Here is a 24,024-nt window from a genome sequence, read left to right as displayed (position 1 = left end):
TGTTACCTCTTGGCTGCTGCCTGAAATGCTCTGTCCAGGTCGGCGACCAAATCATCACCATCTTCAATCCCGACAGAAATACGCAATAACGTCTCCGAGATACCAGCAGCGGCGCGTGCCTGCGGCGACATACCAGCGTGAGTCATGGTAGCGGCATGAGAAATCAGGCTTTCCACGCCACCCAGCGACTCTGCCAGCGTGAACAACTCCAGTGGAGCCAGAAAACGACGCAGGGTGTCTTCATCGCCATCCAGCTCAAAACTCAGCATCGCGCCAAAACCAGACTGCTGCCGACAGGCAACCTCATGACCGGCATTCCCAGGTAAAGAAGGATGATACAACGCCTTCACCAGCGGCTGATGCCGCAAATACTCGACAATTTGTAGCGCATTCTTCTGCGCCATCGCCATACGCGGTGCCAGTGTGCGCAAACCGCGCAGCAGCAGGTAGCTGTCGAAAGCCGCGCCGGTTACACCAATATTGTTGGCCCACCAGGCCAGTTCCGTCACTACCTCAGGATCGCGGGCAATCACCGCGCCAGCCACTACGTCCGAGTGACCATTCAGGTATTTGGTGCAGGAATGCACCACCAGATCGGCCCCCAGCTTCAGTGGATTTTGCAAAGCCGGACTCAGGAAGGTGTTATCCACCACGCTCACCGCCCCCACTTCACGCGCAGCCTGGCAGATAGCCGCGATATCCACGACTCGTAATAGCGGGTTGCTGGGGCTTTCCACCAGCACCAGCTTCGGATTTTCCGCCAGCGCCGCCTTCAGGTCAGCCTCATTGCCCTGATCGACAAATTTCACCCGATAAGCGCCGCGTTTGCTCAGGCTGTCAAACAAACGATAGCTGCCGCCGTAACAATCGTGTGGCGCGACCAGCAGGTCACCAGGCCGCAGGAATACCGTACACACCAACATAATCGCCGACATACCGCTGCTGGTCATCACTGCGCCAGCGCCCCCCTCCAATTCCGCCAGCGCACGCTGAACGACATCACGGGTCGGATTACCGCGCCGGGAATAGTCATGTACTCTAGGTTGATTAAAACCGGTGAAGTTGTAGGTGCTGGAAAGATTGATTGGGGGAACAACGCAACCGAACTGTTCGTCATTGTTCAACCCACTGCGGACTGCGATAGTAGCCTGTTTACGCGTCATCGGTGCTTTTCCTGACTGAAAGACTGAGGTAGAGAAAAGTAGAGAGTAAACCCGGAGAATATAGACGTCAATACATCTGGACTTCTAAACTTCTTTGCGTATAGATTGAGCATCCCTGGAATAATCGTTAGAATTATGGTGTTTTACGCCAGTGACTGTTTTTATCACGATCAATATGTAAGGTATCCCATGGCTAAGTGGAATGGCGAATATGTAAGCCCATACGCTGAACACGGCAAGAAGAGCGAGCAGGTTAAAAAAATTACCGTATCTATCCCTTTGAAGGTATTAAAGATACTGACAGACGAGCGTACCCGTCGTCAGGTCAACAACCTGCGTCACGCAACCAATAGCGAGTTACTGTGCGAAGCGTTTTTGCACGCTTTTACCGGCCAACCCTTACCCAATGATGATGACCTGCGTAAAGAGCGCGGCGATGAAATCCCCGAAGAAGCCAAAGCGATCATGCGTGAAATGGGGATTGACCCGGATACGTGGGAATACTGAGCAGGACGTTCAGCGCGAACGGGAAACGATAACAAAAACAACAAAGGCACCCGCAGGTGCCTTTGTTTTGGCAGAAAAACCGGTTAACCGATTTTCTGCCCCAGCGCAGAAGCCAATTATTTTTTGGCGCCTGGGATGCTGAAACGTTTGTTGAAACGCTCAACACGGCCACCGGTGTCAACCACGCGCTGTTTGCCGGTAAAGAACGGGTGGCAAGCGCCGCACACGTCCAGGTTCAGGTCGTGACCAACGGTGGAACGGGTTTTGATGACGTTACCGCAAGAGCAAGTAGCGGTAATTTCAACGTAATTCGGGTGAATACCTTCTTTCATGGGAAACCTCTGTTTAAGGCCGCGTCGCTATCCAGCCTTGTTCCGCCAGACACCACACGAAGTTGAGTGAAATGTTCTTTATACTACAAGGTATAAAGGCGGCGGATCATACAGAAATTAACCCTATGATGCAATCAGAACCACGCAAACACGCATCACTACCTCAACAAGATGCGGGTAAGATTGCACAACGCACGCGCGCACAGTACCGTGACGGCAGACAAATACTCATGCATGACCGAAGACCCTCATGACGCATTTGAACCCACAGACCATGTCCGTTGTTCAGGTTGCCTTGCCAGTACCCCTGACGCGAACATTTGATTACCAACTGGCGCCAGGCGTCACACCGCCGGTTCTGGGCGTACGAGTGAGTGTTCCCTTCGGCAACCGCAAGATGATCGGTATCGTTACGGCCCTGAGCGCAGGCAGCCAACTACCGCCTGAACAGCTCAAGCCGCTACATGACATACTCGACGATACGCCGCTGTTTCCTGACAACCTGTGGCGCATCCTGCTGTGGGCCGCAGAGTATTACCATTACCCGCTGGGCGAAGTGTTGTTTCATGCCCTGCCGATTTTGCTCCGGCAAGGAAAACCGGCACATAGCGCACCGCTCTGGCAATGGTTCGCCACCGAACAAGGGCGCGCCACGCCGCTCAATACACTAAAGCGCGCCCCCAAACAACAGCAGGCGCTGGCGACACTGTTACAGGGCCCCATCTATCGTCATCAGGTGACCGAAACCGCACTGACGGAAACCGCGTTACAGGCGCTACGCGAAAAAGGGCTGAGCGAGTTGCGCTCACAACCAAAGCAGGTGGATGACTGGCGTGATCATTTCAGCCTGACAGGGGAACGCCTGCGTCTCAATACCGAACAGGCTACCGCTGTCGGCGCCATACGCAGCGAAGACAACCATTTTGCCGCCTGGCTGCTGGCGGGCATCACCGGTTCAGGCAAAACCGAGGTCTATCTCAGCGTACTGGAAAATATTCTGGCACAAGGCAAGCAGGCTCTGGTGCTGGTGCCGGAAATCGGCCTGACGCCGCAAACCATCGCCCGCTTTCGTGATCGGTTTAACGCCCCGGTGGAAGCGCTGCACTCCGGGCTGAACGACAGCGAACGGTTGTCGGTATGGCTACGAGCGAGACAGGGCGAATCCGCCATCGTGATTGGCACGCGCTCCGCACTGTTCACCCCTTTTGCCCGGTTGGGCGTGATCGTTATCGACGAAGAGCATGACGGCTCTTACAAGCAACAAGAAGGCTGGCGTTATCACGCCCGCGATCTGGCGGTGTTCCGCGCCCGACAGGAAGACATACCGATAGTGATGGGTTCAGCCACACCGGCGCTGGAAACGCTTTATAACGTGCAGATTGGCAAGTACCGGCAGTTACGTCTGAGCAAACGCGCCGGCAACGCCCGGCTGGCACAGCAGCATTTACTGGACCTGAAAGGATTGCCGCTGACCAGTGGTTTGTCGCAGCCGTTGATCAACCGCATCCACCATCATCTGTCACAGGACAACCAGATCATCCTGTTCCTCAACCGCCGCGGCTTCGCACCGGTCGTGCTGTGCCACGAATGCGGCTGGATAGCCGAATGCCAGCGTTGCGACAGCTACTACACCTTGCACCAGCACCAGCGCATGATGCGATGTCACCACTGTGACAGCCAACGCCCGATACCGCAGCAGTGCCCACAGTGCGGGTCTACTCATTTGGTGCCGGTTGGCCTTGGCACCGAGCAACTGGAACAGACGCTACCGGCGCTATTTCCAGACACCCCGATAACCCGTATTGATCGCGATACCACCAGCCGCAAAGGCGCGCTGGAACAACAACTGGCGCAGGTCCGTCAGGGCGGCGCTCGTATTTTGATCGGCACCCAGATGTTGGCCAAAGGACACCATTTTCCTGACGTTACGCTGGTCGCATTGCTGGATGTCGACAGTTCGCTGTTTTCCGCCGATTTTCGCGCTACCGAACGCTTCGCTCAGCTCTACACCCAGGTGTCTGGGCGCGCTGGGCGCGCAGGCAAGGCCGGCGAGGTCGTGCTGCAGACGTATCACCCGGAGCATCCGCTGTTACAAACGCTGCTGCATCAGGGCTACGACGCTTTCGCCAGCCAGACGCTACAAGAACGCCAGAGCGTATTCCTGCCGCCATTTACCAGCCATGTGCTGTTCCGGGCGGATGATCATGATAATCAGCAGGCCAGCCTGTTCCTGCAGCAGTTGCGTAATTTGCTGGAAGCCAGCCCGCTGCGCGACGATGCATTGTGGCTAATGGGACCGGTACCTGCGCTGCAGCCCAAACGAGCCGGGCGCTTCCGCTGGCAATTACTGCTGCAACACCCATCGCGCACCACACTGCAACGGCTGATTCGCCATTCGATGCTGTTGATTGATACCCTGCCGCAAACACGCAAGGTGAAGTGGGTGATGGATGTCGACCCAACAGACAATTGATCCGATTCTGCGCTGCGGGAATACCTGCTGCCAGCAGTAGCGACATTTTTTGCGAACCGGCCCCAAAAACGGGTAATCCAGGCAGCACAGGCGTAAATTATTCGATAAATATTGGACGCAATCTGTTAAGCGTGATGGCGAAAGCAGTATGCTGATCAGGCAGTTGGCGCGCCACCACCCGGAGCCGACATGTTATAACCGCACTTGCCCGCCCAGCGGGCCAGACATCTTATAAAACGGTGGCCGACCTGTAATAACGGCTCCCTTGACTACAGCGCCAGTAAACGCTGACGCAAGGAGGAACTGCGTTGGAGCAGAAAAAATTTCTCTCACCCGCAACGATGAAAGACGTGGCTGATCAGGCCGGCGTCTCCACTGCAACGGTGTCACGCGCACTGACCAACCCGGAGAAAGTGTCGGCCACTACCCGCAAGAAGGTGGAGCAGGCGGCGTTGGCGGTGGGATACTCTGCACAAAATCTTGCCCGCAACTTGAAACGGCATGAATCAAGAACGATTCTGGCGCTGGTTCCCGATATCTGCGATCCCTTTTTCAGCGAAATGCTGCGCGGTATTGAGGAAACCGCCGCGGAGCATGGTTATTTGGTGCTGATCGGCGATTGCGCCCACCAGCGCAAAACGGAAAAGACCTTTCTGGATCTGATCACCACCCGGCAGATCGACGGCATCCTGCTGCTGGGGTCACAATTACCGTTTGATACCGGCAAGGATGATCGTCGTCATCTTCCTCCGATGGTGATGGCGAATGAATTCGCACCTGAGCTGGATATGCCTACCGTACACATCGATAACCTAACCGCCGCGTTTGAGGCCGTCAGCTATCTCAATCAGTTAGGGCACCAGCGCATCGCCTGTATCGCCGGTCCGCAGCAGATTCCACTCAGCGAATACCGGCTACAGGGTTACATTCAGGCACTGCGGCGCTGCGGGCTCATTATCGACAACCAGTACATCGTCCATGGGGATTTCAGTTACGACACCGGCTCCCGCGGCCTGATGCAGCTCATGTCGCACCCAACGCCTCCCACCGCCATTTTCTGTCATAGCGACGTGATGGCGCTGGGCGCATTAACCCAGGCGCGCAAAATGGGGCTGGATGTACCACGTGACCTGTCGCTGGTAGGGTTTGATGATATCGCTCAAGCCAGCCACTGCTTTCCCGCACTGACCACCGTTTCCCAGCCGCGCTACGAGATTGGCCGCGAGGCGATGCTATTGCTGCTGGCTCAATTGCAGCAACACAAGGTGCCACGAGGCTCACGCTTGATGTCCAGCCAGTTGATGATTCGTGACAGCACGGCGGCTATCACCCCGCGTGTTACAGGCTTTAAGAATTCCGGTGCTGGTCAAATATTTTAGGGTTCAGTAACATGGCGACCTGTTACTTATTTTCTTCGCAACGAAACGATTGTGGCACAACGAGACTATGTCAGCCGAGGGCGTTCTGGAACGCGCCGGAAAAAAACATCCAGCCGTAAACGAGGAGGATCCTCAGGCGTATCCAAAACCATGATGGCACTGGCCGTTGCCGTGCTGGTCGCGTTTGCCGGTGGACTCTATTTTATTGCCCACAATAAGCCGGGCGAATCACCGGTGCTGCCGCACCAGGGTAGCAAAGGCAATGGGTTGCCGCCCAAACCGGAAGAGCGCTGGCGCTATATCAAAGAGCTGGAAAACCGGCAGATTGGCGTTATTTCGCCGACCGAACCTTCGGCTGGCGGAGAAATTCAGTCATCAGGTCAGCTTACCGACGAACAGCGACAACTGCTGGAACAGATGCAATCGGACATGAAACGCCAGCCAACCACGCTGACGGAAGTACCTTACAACGACCAGAGCCAGATGCCGGCTCGCTCCCTGAGTGCACCCAGACCTCAAACGGTCGTGCCTGTCATCCCCAACGCCAGTACGATGACATTATCGCCGACGCCGCGTACCATTACGCCGCCAACGACAAGCCAGCATCATACGACGCCAGCCGTCACGACACCGACACAAACGGCGCAGAAACCCGCTCAGGCGGAACCCCGTAAAGAGGTAGCCAAAACAGAAGCCCCAGCAGCGGCCAAAGAAACCGCCAAAACCGAAAACACCAAACCAGAAAATAAGCCAGAGAAAGAACAACGCTGGATGGTGCAATGCGGTTCGTTCAAAACGGCAGAGCCAGCCGAATCGGTACGAGCAGAACTGGCGTTTGCCGGTGTCGAAAGCCGTATCACCAGTAGCGGCGGTTGGCATCGCATTATGTTAGGCCCGTACAACAGTCGTACCGTGGCCGACAAAATGGCACAAAAGCTCAAAGGCATGGGCCAATCAAACTGTATCCCGTTAGCCAGCGGGGGTTGAAAATACCCCCACGCTCCCCCATGTTTATCGTCAATATGCCCCGCGCTCATGCGCGGGGGTCTTTTTCTTAATAACGGGGATAAACGCGTGACAACAATTGTAAGCGTACGTCGCAACGGTCAGGTTGTGATTGGCGGAGACGGGCAAGCCACCCTGGGCAACACCGTAATGAAAGGCAACGTACGCAAAGTACGTCGTTTATATAATGACCGGGTGATTGCCGGATTCGCCGGCGGTACCGCTGATGCATTTACCCTGTTTGAACTGTTTGAACGCAAGCTGGAACTGCATCAAGGGCATCTGGTGAAAGCCGCGGTGGAGCTGGCCAAAGACTGGCGAACCGACCGTATGCTGCGTCGTCTGGAAGCGCTGCTGGCCGTCGCCGATGAAAATTCGTCGCTTATCATCACCGGCAACGGCGATGTGATCCAGCCGGAAAACGACCTGATCGCTATCGGCTCAGGCGGTCCCTATGCGCAGGCCGCTGCGCGCGCCTTGCTGGAGAACACGGAATTAAACGCCAGGGAGATTGTCGAAAAATCACTGGGTATTGCGGGTGATATTTGTATCTATACCAACCAGTTCCACACGATTGAAGAATTAGCCTCCAAGGCGTAAGGATCTACTATGTCTGAAATGACCCCGCGCGAGATAGTCAGCGAGCTTGATAGCTACATCATCGGACAGCACAACGCAAAACGCGCTGTAGCCATTGCTTTGCGTAACCGCTGGCGCCGGATGCAGCTCGAAGAAAACCTGCGTCATGAAGTCACCCCGAAAAACATCCTGATGATTGGCCCGACCGGGGTGGGTAAAACCGAGATCGCCCGCCGCCTCGCCAAGCTGGCTAATGCTCCATTCATCAAGGTGGAAGCGACCAAATTCACCGAAGTGGGGTACGTCGGCAAAGAAGTGGATTCCATCATCCGTGATCTGGCGGATGTCGCCATCAAAATGGTGCGCCAACAGTCGATAGAAAAAAACCGTTATCGTGCCGAAGAACTGGCCGAAGAGCGCATTCTGGACGTGCTGATTCCGCCAGCCAAGAACAACTGGGGCCAGACGGAAGAGAGCCACGAGCCATCTGCCGCTCGTCAGGCGTTTCGCAAGAAACTGCGCGAAGGGCAGCTTGATGACAAAGAAATCGAAATCGAGCTGGCGGCCGCGCCGGTTGGTGTCGAAATCATGGCCCCGCCTGGTATGGAAGAGATGACCAATCAGTTGCAGTCGATGTTCCAGAATCTGGCGGGGCAGAAACAAAAAAGCCGCAAAATCAAGATTCGAGAAGCCTTTAAGCTGTTGGTGGAAGAAGAAGCTGCCAAGCTGGTTAACCCGGAAGAACTCAAGGAACAGGCGATTGAAGCGGTGGAGCAACACGGCATCGTCTTCATCGATGAAATCGACAAGATTTGCAAACGGGGCGACACTTCTGGACCGGACGTGTCACGCGAAGGCGTCCAGCGTGACCTGCTGCCATTAGTGGAAGGCTGTACCGTATCCACCAAACACGGCATGGTGAAAACCGACCATATTCTGTTTATCGCCTCCGGCGCGTTTCAGATAGCCAGCCCGTCAGACCTGATACCTGAACTGCAAGGCCGCCTGCCGATTCGCGTCGAATTGCAGGCGCTGACCACCGAAGACTTCGAACGTATTTTGACCGAACCCAGCGCCTCGCTGACTCGTCAGTATCAGGCGCTGATGGAAACCGAAGGCGTCAGCATCACGTTCCAGCCGGACGGCATTCGCCGTATCGCGGAAGCGGCCTGGCAGGTCAACGAACGTACGGAAAACATCGGCGCTCGTCGTCTGCATACGGTTCTGGAGCGGCTGATCGAAGAGGTGTCCTACAGCGCCAGCGAAATGAACGGTCAAACCGTGATGATCGATGCAGATTATGTACGCAGTCACCTTGATGAGTTGGTAGCAGATGAAGATCTGAGCCGATTTATCTTATAATCTGTTCGCGGATCGCACTGATGACTCACCAGTGGGAGGCCAACGCCTCCCACTGCTGTTTTTGTTACCGTCACCAGGCTTTATTTTTCCTGCACTTAACGCGCCACAATCTGGCTAATACCATGGCCCATTGACACCATGCTCTAATTGACACCATGACCCAATCGACACATAGCAGCAAAACTCAAGCCTGGCTGGACAGCCTGCGTCCCAAGACGCTGCCGCTGGCCTTTGCCTCCATTGTTACCGGCACTGTCATCGCCTGCTGGCACAGCAACTTCAAGCCGGGCGTAGCGCTATTGACGCTGATTACCGCCGGCCTGTTGCAAATTCTCTCTAATCTGGCCAACGACTATGGCGATGCGGTAAAAGGCAGCGACAAGGAAGATCGTATCGGTCCGTTACGCGGCATCCAGACCGGCGCCATCACACTGGCGGAGTTGCGTAACGCCCTGCTCATCACCGTGGTGCTGACGGCGGTGTCCGGCAGTGCGCTGGTGGCGCTGGCCTGTGAAAAGCCGGTAGATATCGTAGTGTTTCTGGCGCTCGGCCTGTTGGCGATTCTGGCCGCGATCACCTACACCGTCGGCAATAAGCCGTATGGTTACATCGGGCTGGGTGATATCTCGGTGCTGATCTTCTTTGGCTGGCTAAGCGTGGCCGGGTCGTACTACCTGCAAACCGGCCACTTCGACAGCAGTGTGATTCTGCCCGCGACAGCCTGCGGCCTGCTGGCTGTCGCCGTGCTCAATATCAATAACCTGCGTGATATCGACAGCGACCGGGAAAACGGCAAGAACACGCTGGCGGTTCGACTCGGCGCCCATAAAGCCCGCCGCTATCATATGGCGTTGCTGATGACGGCACCGGTTTGTCTGGCGCTATTTGCGATGCTGTATCTGCATACGCTGGCGGGCTGGCTGTTTATTCTGGCGCTGCCGCTGCTGGTAAAACAAGGGCGCTACGTGATGCGGGAAACCACCGCATTCAGTATGCGCCCGATGCTGGAAAAAACCGTAAAAGGCGCGTTACTCACCAATCTGCTGTTCGCCGTGGGCGTGCTGCTAAGCTAGGCTTAGACAAGCAAACTATTTATACGGTTATACGGTTATACGGTTTTTATACAGGTTGGTAAAATCACGACCGATTACTGATGCGGGTCAACGCAGCGGTTGATGATTTTGCCAACAACAAACAGAAAGGGATATACTCACTCCCACACTCCCAGCGGCAATAGACGTTAATCCTATGAAATACGATACTTCCGAACTGTGTGATATCTATCATGAAGAGGTCAATGTGGTTGAACCTCTTTTCTCCAATTTTGGCGGGCGTAGTTCATTCGGCGGCAAAATTATCACGGTAAAATGCTTTGAGGATAACGGCTTACTGTTCGACGTGCTGGAAGAAAACGGCAGCGGACGCGTATTGCTGGTCGATGGCGGCGGTTCGGTACGCCGGGCACTGGTTGATGCCGAACTGGCTCGTCTGGCGACGCAAAACGAGTGGGAAGGTATCGTGGTGTACGGCGCGGTACGTCAGGTGGACGACTTATCGGAACTGGACATCGGCATCCAGGCCATGGCGGCAACACCAGCAGGTGCGGCCAGCGAAGGCATCGGCGAAACCGATATTCGGGTAAACTTCGGCGGCGTTACGTTCTTCTCCGGCGATCATCTCTATGCCGACAATACCGGTATTATCCTGTCCGAAGACCCGCTCGATCTGGAATAACCGCCAATCCCCAAGGGCGTCACCAGACGCCCTGTGTACATTCGTCAGTCTGACTTCAGCGATTACTGAACTTCTTCCATTTTACCCAGTAGCGCACGCAGACGCTCCTGCCATACCTGTTGTTCCTGCTTGAGTTGCTCGTTCTCGCGCATCAGCGCATCACGGTTGCCCGCCATACTCTCTACTTCCTGCGACAACGTATTGTTCTTCTCTTTCAGTTCTTCGATTTCCATCTGCAACAGCGTGATCGTGTCAATCGCCTGCTGAACTTTCGCTTCCAGCTTTTCAAACACTTCAAATGACATAACTTCTAACCCCTTTTGGTCGCACGGCCTAAGCCGGTTAACGCAGATGTATCACGAACAGGTGTGTCACGGACGGTATCCGCGAACAGATGCTTCACAGGCACAGGCTTTACAAATCTCATGCCGCTTTACACGCTTAAACCTGCGCCCCATTAACGGCAACGCCGGATGTCAACGCCAGCCAAATTGTATGTAGCCGGATCAGGCGTGTCCAGCGCACTACCGGTAAAACGGCGACTCTGCCTGCTTTTTCGCTCATCCGCTATCAGTACAGGCTGAAAATCGCCCGAATGACTATTAAGTAATGGTAATGTTAATAAATTCAGCACTTCAATTAACATCTCTCCGGCAACTGTATGACCACTTTGCCTCTGATTACCTATGATTACGCGAATGCGCGCATTTTCTTGACGTGTCACACACATTTTAATTTCGATATTTCTCGTTTTCGAGCATTAACGATAAATTCACATCCAAAATACAAAAAGCGTCTGACCGTAAATCCTCCAGGACTGGCGAGACAGACCAAAAACGCGCAGACCATTAAACAGGCTGCGTCAACCACCATGCTGTAGCCTACAAGCAGGAACAAGGATTATGAGTCAATCTGATATTTCTACCCTTAAAGGCCAGTGCGTTGCCGAGTTTCTCGGTACTGGCCTGCTGATCTTCTTTGGCGTTGGCTGTGTAGCGGCTCTAAAACTGGCAGGAGCCAGTCTGGGGCTATGGGAAATCAGTATTATCTGGGGGTTGGGCGCCGCAATGGCAATCTACCTGACCGCCGCGATTTCCGGCGCTCACCTCAATCCGGCAGTGACCATTGCCCTGTGGCGGTTTGCCTGCTTCGATGGTCACAAGGTGTTGCCTTATATCGTCTCACAGGTCGCGGGCGCATTCTGCTCGGCGGCGCTGGTCTACGGCCTTTACCACAACCTGTTCGACAACATCGAACAGACACATAATATGGTGCGCGGCAGTGTGGAAAGCCTCGATCTGGCAGGCGTCTTCTCCACCTACCCTAACCCGCACATTTCGGTGCTGCAGGCATTTCTGGTGGAAACCGTTATCACCGCCATTCTGATGTGCCTGATTCTGGCGCTGACTGATGACGGCAACGGCATTCCGCGCGGACCGCTGGCGCCGTTGCTGATAGGCATTCTTATCGCCGTCATTGGCGCATCTATGGGACCATTGACCGGATTTGCCATGAACCCGGCGCGTGACGTCGGTCCGAAGCTGTTTGCCTACCTCGCGGGTTGGGGCAAGGTAGCACTAACCGGCGGACGTGACATCCCTTATATACTGATACCGATTTTCGGCCCGATAGTCGGAGCCAGTCTGGGCGCATTCGGCTACCGTTCCCTGATTGGCCGCAACCTGCCTTGCGATGTCTGCGCCGCAGACACCGACACCGATACGACAGCTTCCGCTCAAACCCGTAAGGTTTAACCCTATACCGCTAACAGGATTACGTTTATGAACCAGGAAAAGAAATACATCGTCGCGCTCGACCAGGGCACCACCAGTTCACGGGCTGTTGTGCTGGATCATGATGCCAACATCATCAGCGTATCCCAGCGGGAGTTCACCCAGATTTACCCCAAAGCGGGCTGGGTAGAACACGACCCGATGGAGATCTGGGCCTCGCAAAGCTCCACACTGGTGGAAGCGCTGGCGAAAGCCGGCATCAGCAGCGAAGAGGTCGCCGGCATCGGCATTACCAACCAGCGTGAAACCGCGGTGGTATGGGAAAAAGAAACCGGCAAACCGATTTACAACGCCATTGTGTGGCAATGCCGCCGTTCCGCCGATATCTGCGAAAAGCTGAAAAAAGACGGACTGGAAGAGTACATCCGCGCTAACACCGGTCTGGTGGTTGACCCGTATTTCTCCGGCACCAAAGTAAAATGGATACTCGATCATGTGGAAGGCTCGCGTGAACGCGCCCGCCGCGGCGAACTGCTGTTCGGCACCATCGATACCTGGCTTATCTGGAAGATGACGCAGGGCCGTGTTCACGTCACCGATTACACCAACGCCTCACGTACCATGCTGTTCAACATTCATAAGTTGGACTGGGACGAACGCATGTTGGATGTGCTGGATATTCCACGCGCCATGTTGCCGCAGGTACGCCCCTCTTCCGAGATTTACGGCCAGACCAACATTGGTGGCAAAGGCGGCACCCGTATTCCTATCGCCGGTATCGCCGGTGACCAACAAGCGGCGTTGTACGGCCAACTGTGCGTACAACCCGGTATGGCGAAAAACACCTACGGCACCGGTTGCTTCCTGCTGATGAACACCGGCACCGAAGCAGTGCGCTCCAAACACGGCCTGTTGACCACTATCGCCTGCGGTCCACGCGGCGAAGTGAACTATGCGCTGGAAGGCGCGGTATTCATCGGTGGCGCATCTATCCAGTGGCTGCGCGATGAACTGAAACTGATTGGCGACGCGATGGACTCCGAATACTTCGCCACCAAAGTAAAAGATACCAATGGCGTTTATGTGGTGCCGGCGTTTACCGGTCTGGGTGCACCCTACTGGGACCCGTACGCCCGCGGCGCGATTTTCGGTCTGACCCGCGGCGCTAACGCGAATCACATCATCCGCGCCACGCTGGAATCCATCGCCTATCAGACCCGCGACGTACTGGATGCCATGCAGGCCGATGCCAATACGCGCCTGCAAGCACTGCGGGTGGATGGCGGTGCCGTCGCCAACAACTTCCTGATGCAGTTCCAGTCCGACATTCTGGGTACGCGCGTCGAACGCCCGCAAGTGCGTGAGTCCACCGCATTGGGTGCCGCGTTCCTGGCTGGTCTGGCTACCGGTTTCTGGAATGATCTGGACGAAGTGAAGAGTAAGGCCACCATTGAGCGAGAATTCCGCCCCAGCATCGAAACCGTGGAACGCAACTTCCGCTATCGCGGCTGGCAAAAAGCGGTGGAACGTGCGCGAGCGTGGGAAGAACACGACGAATAAAATCACCACTATCCTTGATCGGGCGCGGCTATCGCGCCCTTTTTCTTTCCCGCGCCGTCACCTGTCCTCTGCCATGCCTGTGTTACCATGATGTCCCTAACTATTCCTCTTCCCCGTTCAGGACAGGTATCCATGAAACGTGAATTAGCCATCGAATTCTCTCGCGTTACCGAAGCGGCAGCACTAGCCGGTTACAAATGGCTGGGACGCGGCGATAAGAACGCCGCCGACAACGCCGCCGTGCAGGTAATGCGCATCATGCTCAATCAGGTCGATATCAATGGCCGGATTGTCATCGGCGAAGGTGAAATTGACGAAGCGCCGATGCTCTACATCGGCGAACACGTGGGTACCGGCCACGGCGACGCGGTAGACATCGCGGTTGATCCGATTGAAGGCACCCGTATGACCGCCATGGGGCAGGCTAACGCGCTGGCGGTGCTGGCGGTGGGTGAACAGGGAGCCTTCCTGCACGCACCTGACATGTACATGGAAAAGCTGATTGTCGGCCCGCAGGCCAAAGGCGCTATCGATCTTAACCAACCGCTGGAAGATAACCTAAAACGCGTTGCAGAACGACTGGGCAAGCCGCTTTGTGAATTGACTGTGATCACGCTGGCTAAACCACGTCATGACAAGGTCATCGCCAAGATGCAGCAGTGGGGGGTAAAAGTCTTCGCCATTCCGGATGGCGACGTAGCCGCCTCTATTCTGACCTGTATGCCGGAAAGCGAAGTCGATGTGCTCTACGGCATCGGCGGCGCGCCGGAAGGCGTGATTTCGGCGGCAGTAATCCGCGCACTGGACGGCGACATGCAAGGACGCCTGCTGGCCCGTCATCAGGTGAAGGAAGACAACGAGGAAAACCGCCGGCTGGGCGAGCAGGAACTGGCACGCTGCCGTGAAATGGGGATTGAAGCGGGCAACGTGCTGGCGTTGGGCGATATGGCGCGCAACGACAACGTCATATTTTCCGCCACCGGCATCACCAAGGGCGATCTGCTCGATGGCATTTCCCGCCGCGGCAACATCGCCACTACCGAAACGCTGCTGATCCGCGGTAAGTCGCGCACCATTCGCCGCATCAGCTCCACCCATTATCTGGATCGTAAGGATCAGGCGCTGCACGACTTTCTGCTGTAATCACGGCAGGGTATGCGCAGCACGGCATGAATTGTTTCACTGTTGTTAATAGATCGCGTATCGTAGGGTCTGGCTGCGTGCAGCCATGTGACCCCGGTAGATCAAAAAAGGAGCAGAGAACCATGGCAGAGTGGGTGACCGGCAAAGTTATTCAGGTTGAACACTGGACGGAAAATTTATTCAGTCTGCAGCTGGAAGCGCCGGTGGCGCCATTTACCGCCGGGCAATTCGCTAAGCTGGCGCTGGAACTGAACGGCGAGCGGGTACAGCGCGCCTATTCTTACGTCAACGCCCCCAACGACTCGCTGCTGGAGTTCTATCTGGTCAACGTGCCGGATGGCAGGCTCAGTCCGCATCTGCACCGTTGCCAGCCGGGCGACGAAGTGCTGGTGACACAGGAAGCCGCCGGTTTCTTCGTACTCGACGAGATTCCGGACTGTGAAACCCTGTGGATGCTGGCAACCGGCACCGCCATCGGTCCGTATTTGTCGATTTTGCAGGAAGGGCGTGGTCTGGAGCGGTTCAAACACATCGTGCTGGTACACGCCGCCCGTTTTGCCAGCGACCTGAGCTATCTGCCGTTAATGCAACAGTTGGAACAGCGCTACAATGGCAAGCTCCGCATCCAGACCGTCGTCAGCCGCGAGGAGCAGCCCGGTTCGCTCACCGGTCGCGTGCCAGCACTGATTGAAAGCGGCGCGCTGGAAGCAGCGGTCGGCCTGCCGATGGATGCGGCGACCAGCCACGTTATGCTCTGCGGCAACCCGCAGATGGTGCGAGATACCCAGCAGTTGCTCAAAGACACGCGGCAGATGAGCAAACACCTGCGCCGTCGCCCTGGGCATATGACCAGCGAGCACTACTGGTAACTGAGGATAACGGGCAATAGCGGGTCAAAAAAAGCACGGTACTCAGGAAGCGCGGAGCCGCAACGGTTCCGCCACCGGTCCGAAACGGTTGGTGCCGATGGTTCCGACGAACGCGCCGCAATCCAGCAACATCATCACGGTAATCAGCGTCGGCAGAAAACGCTCCACTACCCACTGACCAAGCGGCGGCAGCATTGACCAGTTGCCGTTGCCCAACATCCAGGCCACCACCAGCAATAACGCCCACCAGCCACTTTTATTGCGATCATGCAATCGCTTGACCAGTATCGCTGTCAACGGCCACATCAACACCACCAGTATAAATGCGGCCTTCTGGGTTTCCAGCCAGCCGGTACCGGCCAATACGAATAATCCCACCATCAACGCCAGCACAATAATCATCCCTAACCAGAAATCCCGTCGGCCAACACGGCCACGAAACGAAAAACACCATTGTTGTATCGTCATCACTTTTCATCCCCGAATCGGTTCTACGGGCACGAGTTTACCTTAAGTCACACCGTGTTTTTTAGCGCGCGTTTTGACAATCGAACCCGAATCCCGCTTTAATCACACAGCACGCCAACGATAAGTGACGATAGTACGTAAAGTGATGATGAAAAATGCCCTGCTAATTGTTTGCTGTCTGTCTGCTGGCCTACTCTGCATTCCATCTGCCAGGAGTGAAAGCCTGTTCCAGCCACAAACCCCAGCTGCCGCGCCTTATCTGCTGCCTGGCTCACCCACGTTCGACATGAACATCGTACAGTTTCGCACCCGCTATAACCTGAGCAACCCCTCATTACCGATTGGCGAATACCGGGTGGTGGATACCGGTGATGATTCGCCCAACCTGACGCGCGCGGCCAGCCGCATCAACGACCATCTGTATTCATCCACCGCGCTGGAAAAAGGCACCGGTAAGATCAAAACCATGCAAATTACCTGGTTGCCCAAGCCTAAAGACACCGACCAAAACGGGCGACGCAAACAGGCTATCGGCTACATGGCGGCGCTGATGCGCACCTTTATGCCATCGTTGACCAACGAGCAAAGTCTGAAAAAAATCGAAACATTGCTGGAAAAAGGCAAAGGGCAGCACTTTTATCAGCAAACTGAGGGCGCATTACGCTATGTTGTGGCGGATCATGGAGAAAAAGGGCTAACCTTCGCTGTTGAACCGATTAAGCTGGCGCTATCTGATTCGTGATCACATCGAGAATTAGGCACGAAAAACAGAGCCACCGCGCCATTTCAACTTTATACTATCGTCAGTTTTGTATCATCGTCAGAGTGGCTGTCTGACGCAGCCATGTATTGATTAACTGGCAATTCGCCTGGAGGAAACAAGATGCGACACCCCTTAGTCATGGGCAACTGGAAGCTGAATGGCAGCACTAGCATGGTTCACGAACTGATTGCCGGCCTGCGCAACGAACTGAGCGCCGTCACCGGTTGCGACGTAGCCATCGCGCCGCCAGCTATTTATCTGGATCAGGCGAAACACCTGCTGGCAGGCAGCCGTATTGTACTGGGTGCCCAGAACGTGGACGTCAACCTTGCTGGCGCCTTCACCGGTGAAACCTCCGCCGCTATGCTGAAAGATATCGGTGCCAAATACATCATCATCGGCCACTCCGAACGCCGTACCTATCACCATGAAAGCGACGAGTTCATCGCCAAAAAATTCGCCGTGCTGAAAGAAACCGGCCTGATTCCGGTACTGTGCATCGGTGAAACCGAAGCGGAAAACGAAGCCGGCCAGACTGAAGCCGTTTGCGCGCGTCAGCTGGATGCCGTGCTGAATACGCTGGGTGCGAAAGCGTTCGAAAACACCGTGATTGCCTACGAGCCAGTCTGGGCCATCGGCACCGGCAAATCCGCTACCCCGGCGCAGGCACAGGCGGTGCACAAATTTATCCGCGACCACATCGCTAAACAGGATGCAGCGGTAGCCGGGCAGGTTATCATTCAGTACGGTGGGTCAGTGAACGCTGCCAACGCCGCCGAGCTATTTACCCAGCCGGACATCGACGGCGCACTGGTTGGCGGCGCGTCGTTGAAAGCCGACGCCTTCGCCGTTATCGTCAAAGCCGCCGCTGAAGCTAAAGGCCAGGCTTGATTCCTGCCCGAACATCACACACGGCTCCAGACTGGAGCCGTTTTTTTTATATCTTTTTCCCACCGACTCCGTCTGCATTCATTATTTTGTCATTTTTCCCGTCTAGGTTTTACCAGTCGTGTTTATTTGTTTCTTAATTTAACCAAGAGTGAATAACAATGATCCGTAAAACCCTGCTCTCTTCCCTGATGATGACGCTTATTGCTGGCAGTGCACTGGCCGCCAGCGCCGATTACCAACGTCAGGCACAAGGCGACATCACTCAGCCCGGTGGTGCTCGCCGTCTCAGCGCCGACCAGACCGAGATGCTGAAAGCCTCGCTCAATGCGAAAACCGCCAAAAACGTGATTCTGCTGATTGGCGACGGCATGGGCGATTCGGAAATCACTGCCGCACGCAACTATGCGCTGGGCGCAGGCGGGTTCTTCAAAGGTATCGATGCGCTGCCGCTGACGGGTCAGTACACCCACTACGCGCTGGACAAGAAAACCCGCAAACCAGACTACGTCACCGACTCCGCGGCGTCGGCCACCGCGTGGTCCAGCGGCGTCAAAACCTACAACGGCGCACTGGGCGTGGATGTAGACGGCAAAGACCATAAAACACTGATTGAAATTGCCAAAGCGGCGGGCAAAGCCACGGGTAACGTCTCTACCGCCGAACTGGAAGACGCCACACCCGCGGCAATGGTGTCGCACGTCACCTCCCGCAAATGCTACGGCCCGGAAAAAACCAGCCAGCAGTGCCCGACCAACGCACTGGAAAACGGTGGTCGCGGCTCGATTGCTGAACAGTTGCTGGTCACCCGTGCTGATGTCACGCTGGGCGGCGGCGCTGCCACTTTCAAAGAACTCGCCAAAGCAGGTAAATATCAGGGGAAAAGCCTGAAAGAACAGGCGCAAGCACTGGGTTACCACATCGTGACGGATCTGGATGGCATGAACGCGGTTACCGCCGCCACACAGAGCAAGCCGGTACTGGGGCTGTTCGCCGACGGCAACATGCCGGTGCGCTGGCAGGGACCACAAGCCAGCTACCACGGCAACCTGGATAAACCGGTCGTGACCTGTGAGCCGAATGCCAAACGCAGTGCCACCGTACCGACGCTGGCGCAAATGACCGATAAAGCGATCCAGTTGCTGAGCAAGAATAAAAACGGTTTCTTCCTGCAAGTTGAAGGGGCGTCTATCGACAAGCAGGACCACGCCGCCAACCCATGTGGTCAATTCGGCGAAACCGTCGATCTGGACGAAGCGGTGCAAAAAGCGCTGGAATTCGCCCGTCGTGACGGCAACACGCTGGTGATTGTCACCGCCGACCACGCCCACTCCAGCCAGATCATCGAAAACGGCGCCAAAGCACCGGGCCTGACGCAGGCGCTGAACACCAAAGATAACGCAGTGATGACCATCAGCTACGGTAATTCAGAAGAGGAGTCACAAGGCCACACCGGCACCCAGTTGCGCATCGCCGCCTACGGTCCGCACGCCGCTAACGTGGTTGGCCTGACTGACCAAACCGATCTGTTCTACACCATGAAAAACGCGATGGGGCTGAAGTAATTCCAACATCCGACAACGTAACCGTCGATCCGCAGCAACCATCACCACCTCCCAAGGAGGTGGTGATGGGCTGATAATACAAAAGGCAGGTACTAAACCTGCCTTTTACCAAACAAACAATGGGTTAAATTACACCGGTTTCACCGCCGGAATTTGCTGCGTAATACAGTGGATATTGCCGCCGCCCAGCAGGATCTCGCGGGCCGGAACGCCACTTATCAGGTAGTCGGGGAACATCTGTTGCAACAACCCATGGGCCTCGGCGTCAGTGCGCTCATCCAGCAGCGGATAAATAATCTGCTGATTACTGATCAGGAAATTGACGTAAGACCCCGCCAGCCGCGACCCGGCGTTACGCTCAATGGCATTGCCTTCGGTCACGCCCGCTGCTTCTTCCGGCGTCGCGTACAGCGGCCCCGGTGCCGGCAGTTTCCAGATTTTCAGCGCCCGACCTTTGGCATCCTTCACCTGCGACAACACCTGATATGCCGCCTGAGAACGAGCGTACTGCGGGTCGGTTTCATCATCCGTCCAGTGCAGCGCCACTTCACCGGGGCGCACAAAACAGCACATGTTGTCGATGTGACCATCGGTTTCGTCGTTATAGACGCCCTCTTCCAGCCAGATAAAAGAAGAAACACCGAGATAATCCCGCAGTAATTGCTCAATCTGCGCTTTGTTCAGGTGCGGATTGCGGTTCGGGTTCAGCAGGCACTCAGCGGTGGTCAGCAGCGTGCCTTCACCATCAGTATGGATGGAGCCACCTTCCAGAATCAGCGGAGCGGCGTAACGCGCATCACCATGATACGCCAGCACCTGCGCCGCCACATTCTCATCACGACGCCAGTCTTCATACAAGCCGCCCAGCGTGCCGCCCCAGGCGTTGAACTGCCAGTCTACGCCACGGCGTTCACCGGCGCTGTTCAGCACTACGGTTGGCCCGGTATCACGCACCCAGGCATCATCGCTTTCCATCTCCACCAGCGTGACGCCAGCCGGCATCACGCCTTTGGCCAACGCCATCTGGTCACGCGGCACGCCCATGATAACCGGCGTGGTTTGCGCAATCGCGGCAGCGACAGCGGCGAAGGTGCGCTGGGCGGGAATAGCGTCACCTTCGGCACGCCAGTTGTCGCGCCGATACGGCCACAGCATCCACACCGCGTCGTGCGGCGCCCATTCCGCCGGCATGGAGAAACCGTCCTGCAACGGCGTAGTCAGTTCAGACATCAACTTATCTCCAGGTCTTGCCGTCAGAAGTCCCGATTACGCCGTACATATCCGGACGACGATCACGGAACAGCCCCCAGGCCGCGCGCTGGGCGGCAATCGCCTCCAGATCGAACGCGTGTACCAGCACCGTTTCATCGGTCTTATTGGCCTGTGCCACCAGCGCACCAGTTTGATCGGCAATGAACGATGAGCCGTAGAAGGTCATTTCCAGACCGTCGATGTACTTGCTGGCTTCGGTGCCGATACGGTTGGACACGATAACCGGGATCAGGTTGGCGGCGGCATGGCCCTGCTGTACGCGAGTCCAGTGCGGCTGGCTGTCGATGTCCGGGTACGCCGGTTCAGAACCGATAGCGGTCGGGTAGAAAATCAGCTCGGCGCCGTTGAGCGCCAGGCAGCGAGCGGTTTCCGGGAACCACTGATCCCAGCAGATGCCCACACCCACTTTGGCGTAGCGGGTCTGCCACACTTTGAAACCGGTGTCGCCCGGAATAAAGAACTGTTTTTCCTGATAGGCGGGGCCGTTAGGAATATGGGTTTTGCGATATACGTCCAGTACGCTGCCGTCGGCGTCAATCATCACCAGCGAGTTGTAGTAGGCGTTATTGGCGCGTTCGAAGAAGCTCAGCGGCAGCACCACGGCCAGTTCAGCCGCCAGGGCGGAAAAGTGTTGGATAAGCTCGCTGGTTGCCAGTTCCTGCGCCAGCGCATAATGCTCAGGACTCTGGTCAATGCAGAAATAAGGCGCGGCAAACAGTTCCTGAATCAGAATGATTTGTGCCCCTTGAGCATGAGCCTGACGCACCAGCCGTTCGGCGTTTTCGATATTTTTTGGCAAATCCCAGGTGCAGGCCATCTGCGTGGCGGCAACGGTAACTTTTGTCATGCGAAAACCTCAATAATTTCTGTATGGGTGCTCATGCCTGCGCCACCAGCGGCGTGGGGAATAGCAAGAGACGGAAAAAAGTGTAGATCAACAGCTCACCCTGCGCCCGGCGAACGCCGTCATACGTTACGCCGCAGGGCAGCGACATTATGCCAGCGAATCATGACGGTGAGGATGTGCGTTTCCTTCCGTTACCGACTGCCGGCACACACATCGTTCACCGCCGGATTGGCCGTTTTCTGTTTCCCAATAAGAAATCCCGCCCAAAAGAGCGGGATTTGCTTGTGCGCCCCGGCCACGCCGGGCGTACATCAGAACAGCTTCTTGGCGGTATTCAGCCAGTCGCCTTTGAACGGGCGCTTCATGTTCTCGATAGCGTCAATAATATCATGATGGACCAGTTTTTCATTCTGAATCCCGACGCAACGGCCACCATAGCCTTGCTGCAACAGTTCAATCGAGTACGCGCCCATGCGGGACGCAAGGATACGGTCATAAGCCACCGGCGAACCACCACGCTGAATGTGGCCCAGTACAGTAGCACGGGTTTCGCGCCCGGTTTCTGTCTCAATATAGTGCGCCAGTTCGTCCACATCGCACACCAGTTCGGTAATCGCAACAATAGCGTGTTTCTTCCCTTTGGCGATGCCGGCTTTAATCTCTTCCACCAAATCTTCTTTTTTGAAGTCTACTTCCGGCAACACAATGAACTCGCAACCGCCGGCAATCGCGGCGGCCAGCGTCAGGTCGCCGCAGTGACGCCCCATCACTTCCACGATGGAAATGCGCTGGTGGGAAGACGAGGTATCGCGCAGGCGGTCAATCGCCTCGACCACGGTTTCCAGCGCAGTGAAGTAACCAATGGTGTAATCGGTGCCCGCCACATCATTATCAATGGTGCCCGGCAAACCGATGCAGGGGAAACCCATTTCGGTCAGGCGTTTGGCCCCCATGTAAGAACCATCACCACCGATCACCACCAGCGCATCCAGACCATGCTTTTTCATGTTGTCCACGCACACCTGACGTACCGCTTCTTCGCGGAACGCAGGGAAACGGGCAGAGCCAAGGAACGTGCCGCCGCGGTTGATCACATCCGACACGCTATAGCGGTCCAACTGCTCCATGCGATCTTCATACAAACCCTGATAGCCATCATAGATGCCGTATACGTCCAGGTTTTCCGCTAACGCGGCACGCACTACGCCACGAATAGCCGCATTCATCCCCGGCGCATCGCCACCGCTCGTCAGTACTCCGATTTTTTTAATCATGACAACCTCTGGATTTGTAGATGTAAATTCGCAGATTCTTCTGTCTTCAGGCTCACAAGACAAAGCCTAACCGTTTATCAACATAGTATAACAAATACGCCTAGCTGAATTGATTCAGGTCAGTCTCTCGGTCCACTAAAAATCTACCGTATATCACATTTTTACAACATAGTTATGGCGCAGATAAAGCCTGGCAGCTATAGCTCCCAACGGCCTCGTTGTTCTGGCGGCACCACCGAAACAGGGTCCTGATGGATAATAATGTCTGAACCGGGAAAGCGTTTGAGCAATGCCTGCTCCAGTTCGTCCGCAATCTGGTGAGATTCCACCAGCGGCAGGTTATCCGCCATTTCAAGATGCAACTGGATAAAACGAGTCGGGCCAGAGCGGCGGGTGCGCAACTGATGCGCTCCACTGACGCCCGGCCATGAAGACACGATAGTGACGATTTCCTGCCGCTCGTCATCCGGCAGCGCTCTGTCCAGCAGCACCTGAATGGCATCGTAGGCCATGCGCAAGGCACTGCCTAAAATATAGACGCCGATCCCCAGTGCAAACACTGCGTCGGCCCAGGTGATGCCTTTCCAGCTCAGCACCAGCGACAGCAGGATCGCACCATTCATCAGGACATCCGACTGGTAGTGCAACATGTCGGCCCGTACCGCCTGACTGTGGGTTTTACGGATAACCCAACGCTGGAAACTCACCAGCAGCCCCGTCGCCACCAGCGCAATAATGGTTATCCATATCCCCAGTTCAGCCCCTTGCAACGGCTGCGGAGTCATCAGATGTTGGGCGCCGGTCAATAATAAAAACAGCGCCGAACCGGAAATGAACATGCTCTGCGCCAGCGCGGCCAGCGACTCGGCTTTGCCATGCCCGAACGTATGTTCCGTATCGGCGGGTTGCAGCGAATAGCGAACCACCAGCAGATTAACCAGCGACGCCGCGATATCCACCAACGAATCCACCAACGACGCCAGCAAACTGACCGAACCGCTGTACCACCAGGCGTACACCTTCATGCCAAACAGCGATAATGCCATGGCGGTAGCCAAAAAAGCCGCGGTCGTCACCAAACGTGCGTAATGAGAATTCATACACCACT

The 24,024-nt window shown here is 55.8% G+C and carries 24 protein-coding genes; 15 read left to right on the top strand and 9 right to left on the bottom strand.

The features are described 5' to 3' along the window. Positions 1 to 2: 2 nt before the first annotated feature. A complete protein-coding gene (metB, locus tag Dpoa569_RS00985) occupies positions 3 to 1,163 on the bottom strand; it encodes a cystathionine gamma-synthase (protein ID WP_042867795.1) in 1,161 nt (386 codons plus the stop codon). Positions 1,164 to 1,352: 189 nt separating this feature from the next. On the opposite strand from metB, the gene metJ reads away from it, so the two are divergent. Then, positions 1,353 to 1,670, top strand: coding sequence for a met regulon transcriptional regulator MetJ (metJ, locus tag Dpoa569_RS00980; RefSeq protein ID WP_042867792.1), 318 nt, complete (start codon positions 1,353 to 1,355; stop codon positions 1,668 to 1,670). Positions 1,671 to 1,786: 116 nt separating this feature from the next. Here metJ and rpmE read toward each other — a convergent pair whose 3' ends face one another. Beyond that, positions 1,787 to 2,002: a 50S ribosomal protein L31 gene (gene rpmE / locus Dpoa569_RS00975; RefSeq protein ID WP_033569030.1), complete on the bottom strand. Its 216-nt coding sequence runs from the start codon at positions 2,000 to 2,002 to the stop codon at positions 1,787 to 1,789. A 274-nt stretch (positions 2,003 to 2,276) separates the two neighbouring features. Between rpmE and priA the strand changes: the two genes are divergently transcribed. The 7 genes from priA (at position 2,277) to rraA (ending at position 10,534) form a co-directional block, all read left to right on the top strand. Further along, positions 2,277 to 4,475, top strand: a complete 2,199-nt coding sequence (gene priA / locus Dpoa569_RS00970; RefSeq protein WP_146411694.1) for a primosomal protein N' — start codon at positions 2,277 to 2,279, stop codon at positions 4,473 to 4,475. A gap of 308 nt (positions 4,476 to 4,783) precedes the next feature. Then, positions 4,784 to 5,854, top strand: a complete 1,071-nt coding sequence (gene cytR / locus Dpoa569_RS00965; RefSeq protein WP_042867787.1) for a DNA-binding transcriptional regulator CytR — start codon at positions 4,784 to 4,786, stop codon at positions 5,852 to 5,854. Between the two features lie 51 nt (positions 5,855 to 5,905). Further along, positions 5,906 to 6,841, top strand: coding sequence for a cell division protein FtsN (ftsN, locus tag Dpoa569_RS00960; protein ID WP_146410953.1), 936 nt, complete (start codon positions 5,906 to 5,908; stop codon positions 6,839 to 6,841). Between the two features lie 87 nt (positions 6,842 to 6,928). After that, a complete protein-coding gene (gene hslV, locus Dpoa569_RS00955; RefSeq protein ID WP_042873713.1) occupies positions 6,929 to 7,459 on the top strand; it encodes an ATP-dependent protease subunit HslV in 531 nt (176 codons plus the stop codon). A 9-nt stretch (positions 7,460 to 7,468) separates the two neighbouring features. Then, entirely contained in the window at positions 7,469 to 8,800 is a 1,332-nt protein-coding gene (gene hslU / locus Dpoa569_RS00950; protein WP_042867783.1) for an HslU--HslV peptidase ATPase subunit, read from the top strand. A gap of 155 nt (positions 8,801 to 8,955) precedes the next feature. Then, positions 8,956 to 9,873 carry a 1,4-dihydroxy-2-naphthoate polyprenyltransferase gene (locus Dpoa569_RS00945; protein WP_042867780.1) on the top strand — a complete coding sequence of 306 codons (918 nt, stop codon included), beginning with the start codon at positions 8,956 to 8,958 and terminating at the stop codon, positions 9,871 to 9,873. Between the two features lie 175 nt (positions 9,874 to 10,048). Further along, positions 10,049 to 10,534, top strand: coding sequence for a ribonuclease E activity regulator RraA (gene rraA, locus Dpoa569_RS00940; RefSeq protein WP_012767894.1), 486 nt, complete (start codon positions 10,049 to 10,051; stop codon positions 10,532 to 10,534). Between the two features lie 62 nt (positions 10,535 to 10,596). On the opposite strand, the gene zapB is transcribed toward rraA, so the two are convergent. Further along, positions 10,597 to 10,839: a cell division protein ZapB gene (gene zapB, locus Dpoa569_RS00935; protein WP_042867778.1), complete on the bottom strand. Its 243-nt coding sequence runs from the start codon at positions 10,837 to 10,839 to the stop codon at positions 10,597 to 10,599. Between the two features lie 136 nt (positions 10,840 to 10,975). Continuing rightward, a complete protein-coding gene (locus tag Dpoa569_RS19705; protein ID WP_256376368.1) occupies positions 10,976 to 11,098 on the bottom strand; it encodes a hypothetical protein in 123 nt (40 codons plus the stop codon). 338 nt (positions 11,099 to 11,436) lie between these two features. Between Dpoa569_RS19705 and Dpoa569_RS00930 the strand changes: the two genes are divergently transcribed. The 4 genes from Dpoa569_RS00930 to fpr all read left to right on the top strand — a co-directional run bounded on the left by Dpoa569_RS00930 (position 11,437) and on the right by fpr (position 15,839). Then, the gene (locus Dpoa569_RS00930; RefSeq protein WP_042867774.1) at positions 11,437 to 12,288 is read left to right on the top strand and encodes an MIP/aquaporin family protein; all 852 of its coding nucleotides are present in this window, start codon (positions 11,437 to 11,439) and stop codon (positions 12,286 to 12,288) included. Between the two features lie 27 nt (positions 12,289 to 12,315). Continuing rightward, a complete protein-coding gene (gene glpK / locus Dpoa569_RS00925) occupies positions 12,316 to 13,827 on the top strand; it encodes a glycerol kinase GlpK (RefSeq protein ID WP_042867772.1) in 1,512 nt (503 codons plus the stop codon). A 132-nt stretch (positions 13,828 to 13,959) separates the two neighbouring features. Further along, on the top strand, positions 13,960 to 14,970 hold the full coding sequence (gene glpX / locus Dpoa569_RS00920) for a class II fructose-bisphosphatase (RefSeq protein ID WP_042867770.1): 1,011 nt from the start codon (positions 13,960 to 13,962) through the stop codon (positions 14,968 to 14,970). A gap of 122 nt (positions 14,971 to 15,092) precedes the next feature. Continuing rightward, entirely contained in the window at positions 15,093 to 15,839 is a 747-nt protein-coding gene (fpr, locus tag Dpoa569_RS00915; RefSeq protein ID WP_042867768.1) for a ferredoxin--NADP(+) reductase, read from the top strand. A 42-nt stretch (positions 15,840 to 15,881) separates the two neighbouring features. On the opposite strand, the gene Dpoa569_RS00910 is transcribed toward fpr, so the two are convergent. Continuing rightward, positions 15,882 to 16,307 (bottom strand): DUF805 domain-containing protein, encoded by a 426-nt coding sequence (locus Dpoa569_RS00910; protein ID WP_042867767.1) that lies wholly within the window; start codon positions 16,305 to 16,307, stop codon positions 15,882 to 15,884. A 148-nt stretch (positions 16,308 to 16,455) separates the two neighbouring features. On the opposite strand from Dpoa569_RS00910, the gene Dpoa569_RS00905 reads away from it, so the two are divergent. The 3 genes from Dpoa569_RS00905 to phoA all read left to right on the top strand — a co-directional run bounded on the left by Dpoa569_RS00905 (position 16,456) and on the right by phoA (position 19,523). Next, complete coding sequence (locus Dpoa569_RS00905; RefSeq protein WP_128569802.1) at positions 16,456 to 17,049, top strand: DUF1454 family protein; 594 nt, start codon at positions 16,456 to 16,458, stop codon at positions 17,047 to 17,049. Between the two features lie 141 nt (positions 17,050 to 17,190). After that, positions 17,191 to 17,961 carry a triose-phosphate isomerase gene (gene tpiA, locus Dpoa569_RS00900; protein WP_042867762.1) on the top strand — a complete coding sequence of 257 codons (771 nt, stop codon included), beginning with the start codon at positions 17,191 to 17,193 and terminating at the stop codon, positions 17,959 to 17,961. 158 nt (positions 17,962 to 18,119) lie between these two features. Next, the gene (gene phoA / locus Dpoa569_RS00895; RefSeq protein WP_042867760.1) at positions 18,120 to 19,523 is read left to right on the top strand and encodes an alkaline phosphatase; all 1,404 of its coding nucleotides are present in this window, start codon (positions 18,120 to 18,122) and stop codon (positions 19,521 to 19,523) included. 129 nt (positions 19,524 to 19,652) lie between these two features. Here the strand turns inward: phoA and aguA are convergent, their stop codons facing one another. The 4 genes from aguA to fieF form a co-directional block, all read right to left on the bottom strand. Next, on the bottom strand, positions 19,653 to 20,753 hold the full coding sequence (gene aguA, locus Dpoa569_RS00890; RefSeq protein WP_042867758.1) for an agmatine deiminase: 1,101 nt from the start codon (positions 20,751 to 20,753) through the stop codon (positions 19,653 to 19,655). A gap of 4 nt (positions 20,754 to 20,757) precedes the next feature. Next, positions 20,758 to 21,642, bottom strand: a complete 885-nt coding sequence (gene aguB / locus Dpoa569_RS00885; RefSeq protein ID WP_042867756.1) for an N-carbamoylputrescine amidase — start codon at positions 21,640 to 21,642, stop codon at positions 20,758 to 20,760. 311 nt (positions 21,643 to 21,953) lie between these two features. After that, positions 21,954 to 22,916: a 6-phosphofructokinase gene (gene pfkA, locus Dpoa569_RS00880; RefSeq protein WP_042867755.1), complete on the bottom strand. Its 963-nt coding sequence runs from the start codon at positions 22,914 to 22,916 to the stop codon at positions 21,954 to 21,956. Positions 22,917 to 23,113: 197 nt separating this feature from the next. Then, entirely contained in the window at positions 23,114 to 24,016 is a 903-nt protein-coding gene (gene fieF / locus Dpoa569_RS00875; RefSeq protein WP_042867753.1) for a CDF family cation-efflux transporter FieF, read from the bottom strand. Positions 24,017 to 24,024: the final 8 nt, after the last annotated feature.

This window comes from Dickeya poaceiphila, from assembly GCF_007858975.2.
Lineage (GTDB): Bacteria > Pseudomonadota > Gammaproteobacteria > Enterobacterales > Enterobacteriaceae > Dickeya > Dickeya poaceiphila.
The sequence above is the reverse complement of the archived record's forward strand: the minus strand, read 5'-3'. Positions and strand labels throughout refer to the sequence as shown.

Excerpts from the sequence above, each read along its gene's own strand:
- priA (WP_146411694.1), top strand. The coding sequence starts at position 2,277 with ATGTCCGTTGTTCAGGTTGCCTTGCCAGTACCCCTGACGCGAACATTT.
- glpK (WP_042867772.1), top strand. The coding sequence starts at position 12,316 with ATGAACCAGGAAAAGAAATACATCGTCGCGCTCGACCAGGGCACCACC.
- phoA (WP_042867760.1), top strand. The coding sequence starts at position 18,120 with ATGATCCGTAAAACCCTGCTCTCTTCCCTGATGATGACGCTTATTGCT.
- Dpoa569_RS00945 (WP_042867780.1), top strand. The coding sequence starts at position 8,956 with ATGACCCAATCGACACATAGCAGCAAAACTCAAGCCTGGCTGGACAGC.
- Dpoa569_RS00910 (WP_042867767.1), bottom strand. The coding sequence starts at position 16,307 with ATGACGATACAACAATGGTGTTTTTCGTTTCGTGGCCGTGTTGGCCGA.
- aguB (WP_042867756.1), bottom strand. The coding sequence starts at position 21,642 with ATGACAAAAGTTACCGTTGCCGCCACGCAGATGGCCTGCACCTGGGAT.
- hslU (WP_042867783.1), top strand. The coding sequence starts at position 7,469 with ATGTCTGAAATGACCCCGCGCGAGATAGTCAGCGAGCTTGATAGCTAC.
- rraA (WP_012767894.1), top strand. The coding sequence starts at position 10,049 with ATGAAATACGATACTTCCGAACTGTGTGATATCTATCATGAAGAGGTC.
- fpr (WP_042867768.1), top strand. The coding sequence starts at position 15,093 with ATGGCAGAGTGGGTGACCGGCAAAGTTATTCAGGTTGAACACTGGACG.
- metJ (WP_042867792.1), top strand. The coding sequence starts at position 1,353 with ATGGCTAAGTGGAATGGCGAATATGTAAGCCCATACGCTGAACACGGC.
- pfkA (WP_042867755.1), bottom strand. The coding sequence starts at position 22,916 with ATGATTAAAAAAATCGGAGTACTGACGAGCGGTGGCGATGCGCCGGGG.
- zapB (WP_042867778.1), bottom strand. The coding sequence starts at position 10,839 with ATGTCATTTGAAGTGTTTGAAAAGCTGGAAGCGAAAGTTCAGCAGGCG.
- rpmE (WP_033569030.1), bottom strand. The coding sequence starts at position 2,002 with ATGAAAGAAGGTATTCACCCGAATTACGTTGAAATTACCGCTACTTGC.
- glpX (WP_042867770.1), top strand. The coding sequence starts at position 13,960 with ATGAAACGTGAATTAGCCATCGAATTCTCTCGCGTTACCGAAGCGGCA.
- Dpoa569_RS19705 (WP_256376368.1), bottom strand. The coding sequence starts at position 11,098 with ATGAGCGAAAAAGCAGGCAGAGTCGCCGTTTTACCGGTAGTGCGCTGG.
- aguA (WP_042867758.1), bottom strand. The coding sequence starts at position 20,753 with ATGTCTGAACTGACTACGCCGTTGCAGGACGGTTTCTCCATGCCGGCG.
- Dpoa569_RS00930 (WP_042867774.1), top strand. The coding sequence starts at position 11,437 with ATGAGTCAATCTGATATTTCTACCCTTAAAGGCCAGTGCGTTGCCGAG.
- Dpoa569_RS00905 (WP_128569802.1), top strand. The coding sequence starts at position 16,456 with ATGAAAAATGCCCTGCTAATTGTTTGCTGTCTGTCTGCTGGCCTACTC.
- metB (WP_042867795.1), bottom strand. The coding sequence starts at position 1,163 with ATGACGCGTAAACAGGCTACTATCGCAGTCCGCAGTGGGTTGAACAAT.
- tpiA (WP_042867762.1), top strand. The coding sequence starts at position 17,191 with ATGCGACACCCCTTAGTCATGGGCAACTGGAAGCTGAATGGCAGCACT.
- fieF (WP_042867753.1), bottom strand. The coding sequence starts at position 24,016 with ATGAATTCTCATTACGCACGTTTGGTGACGACCGCGGCTTTTTTGGCT.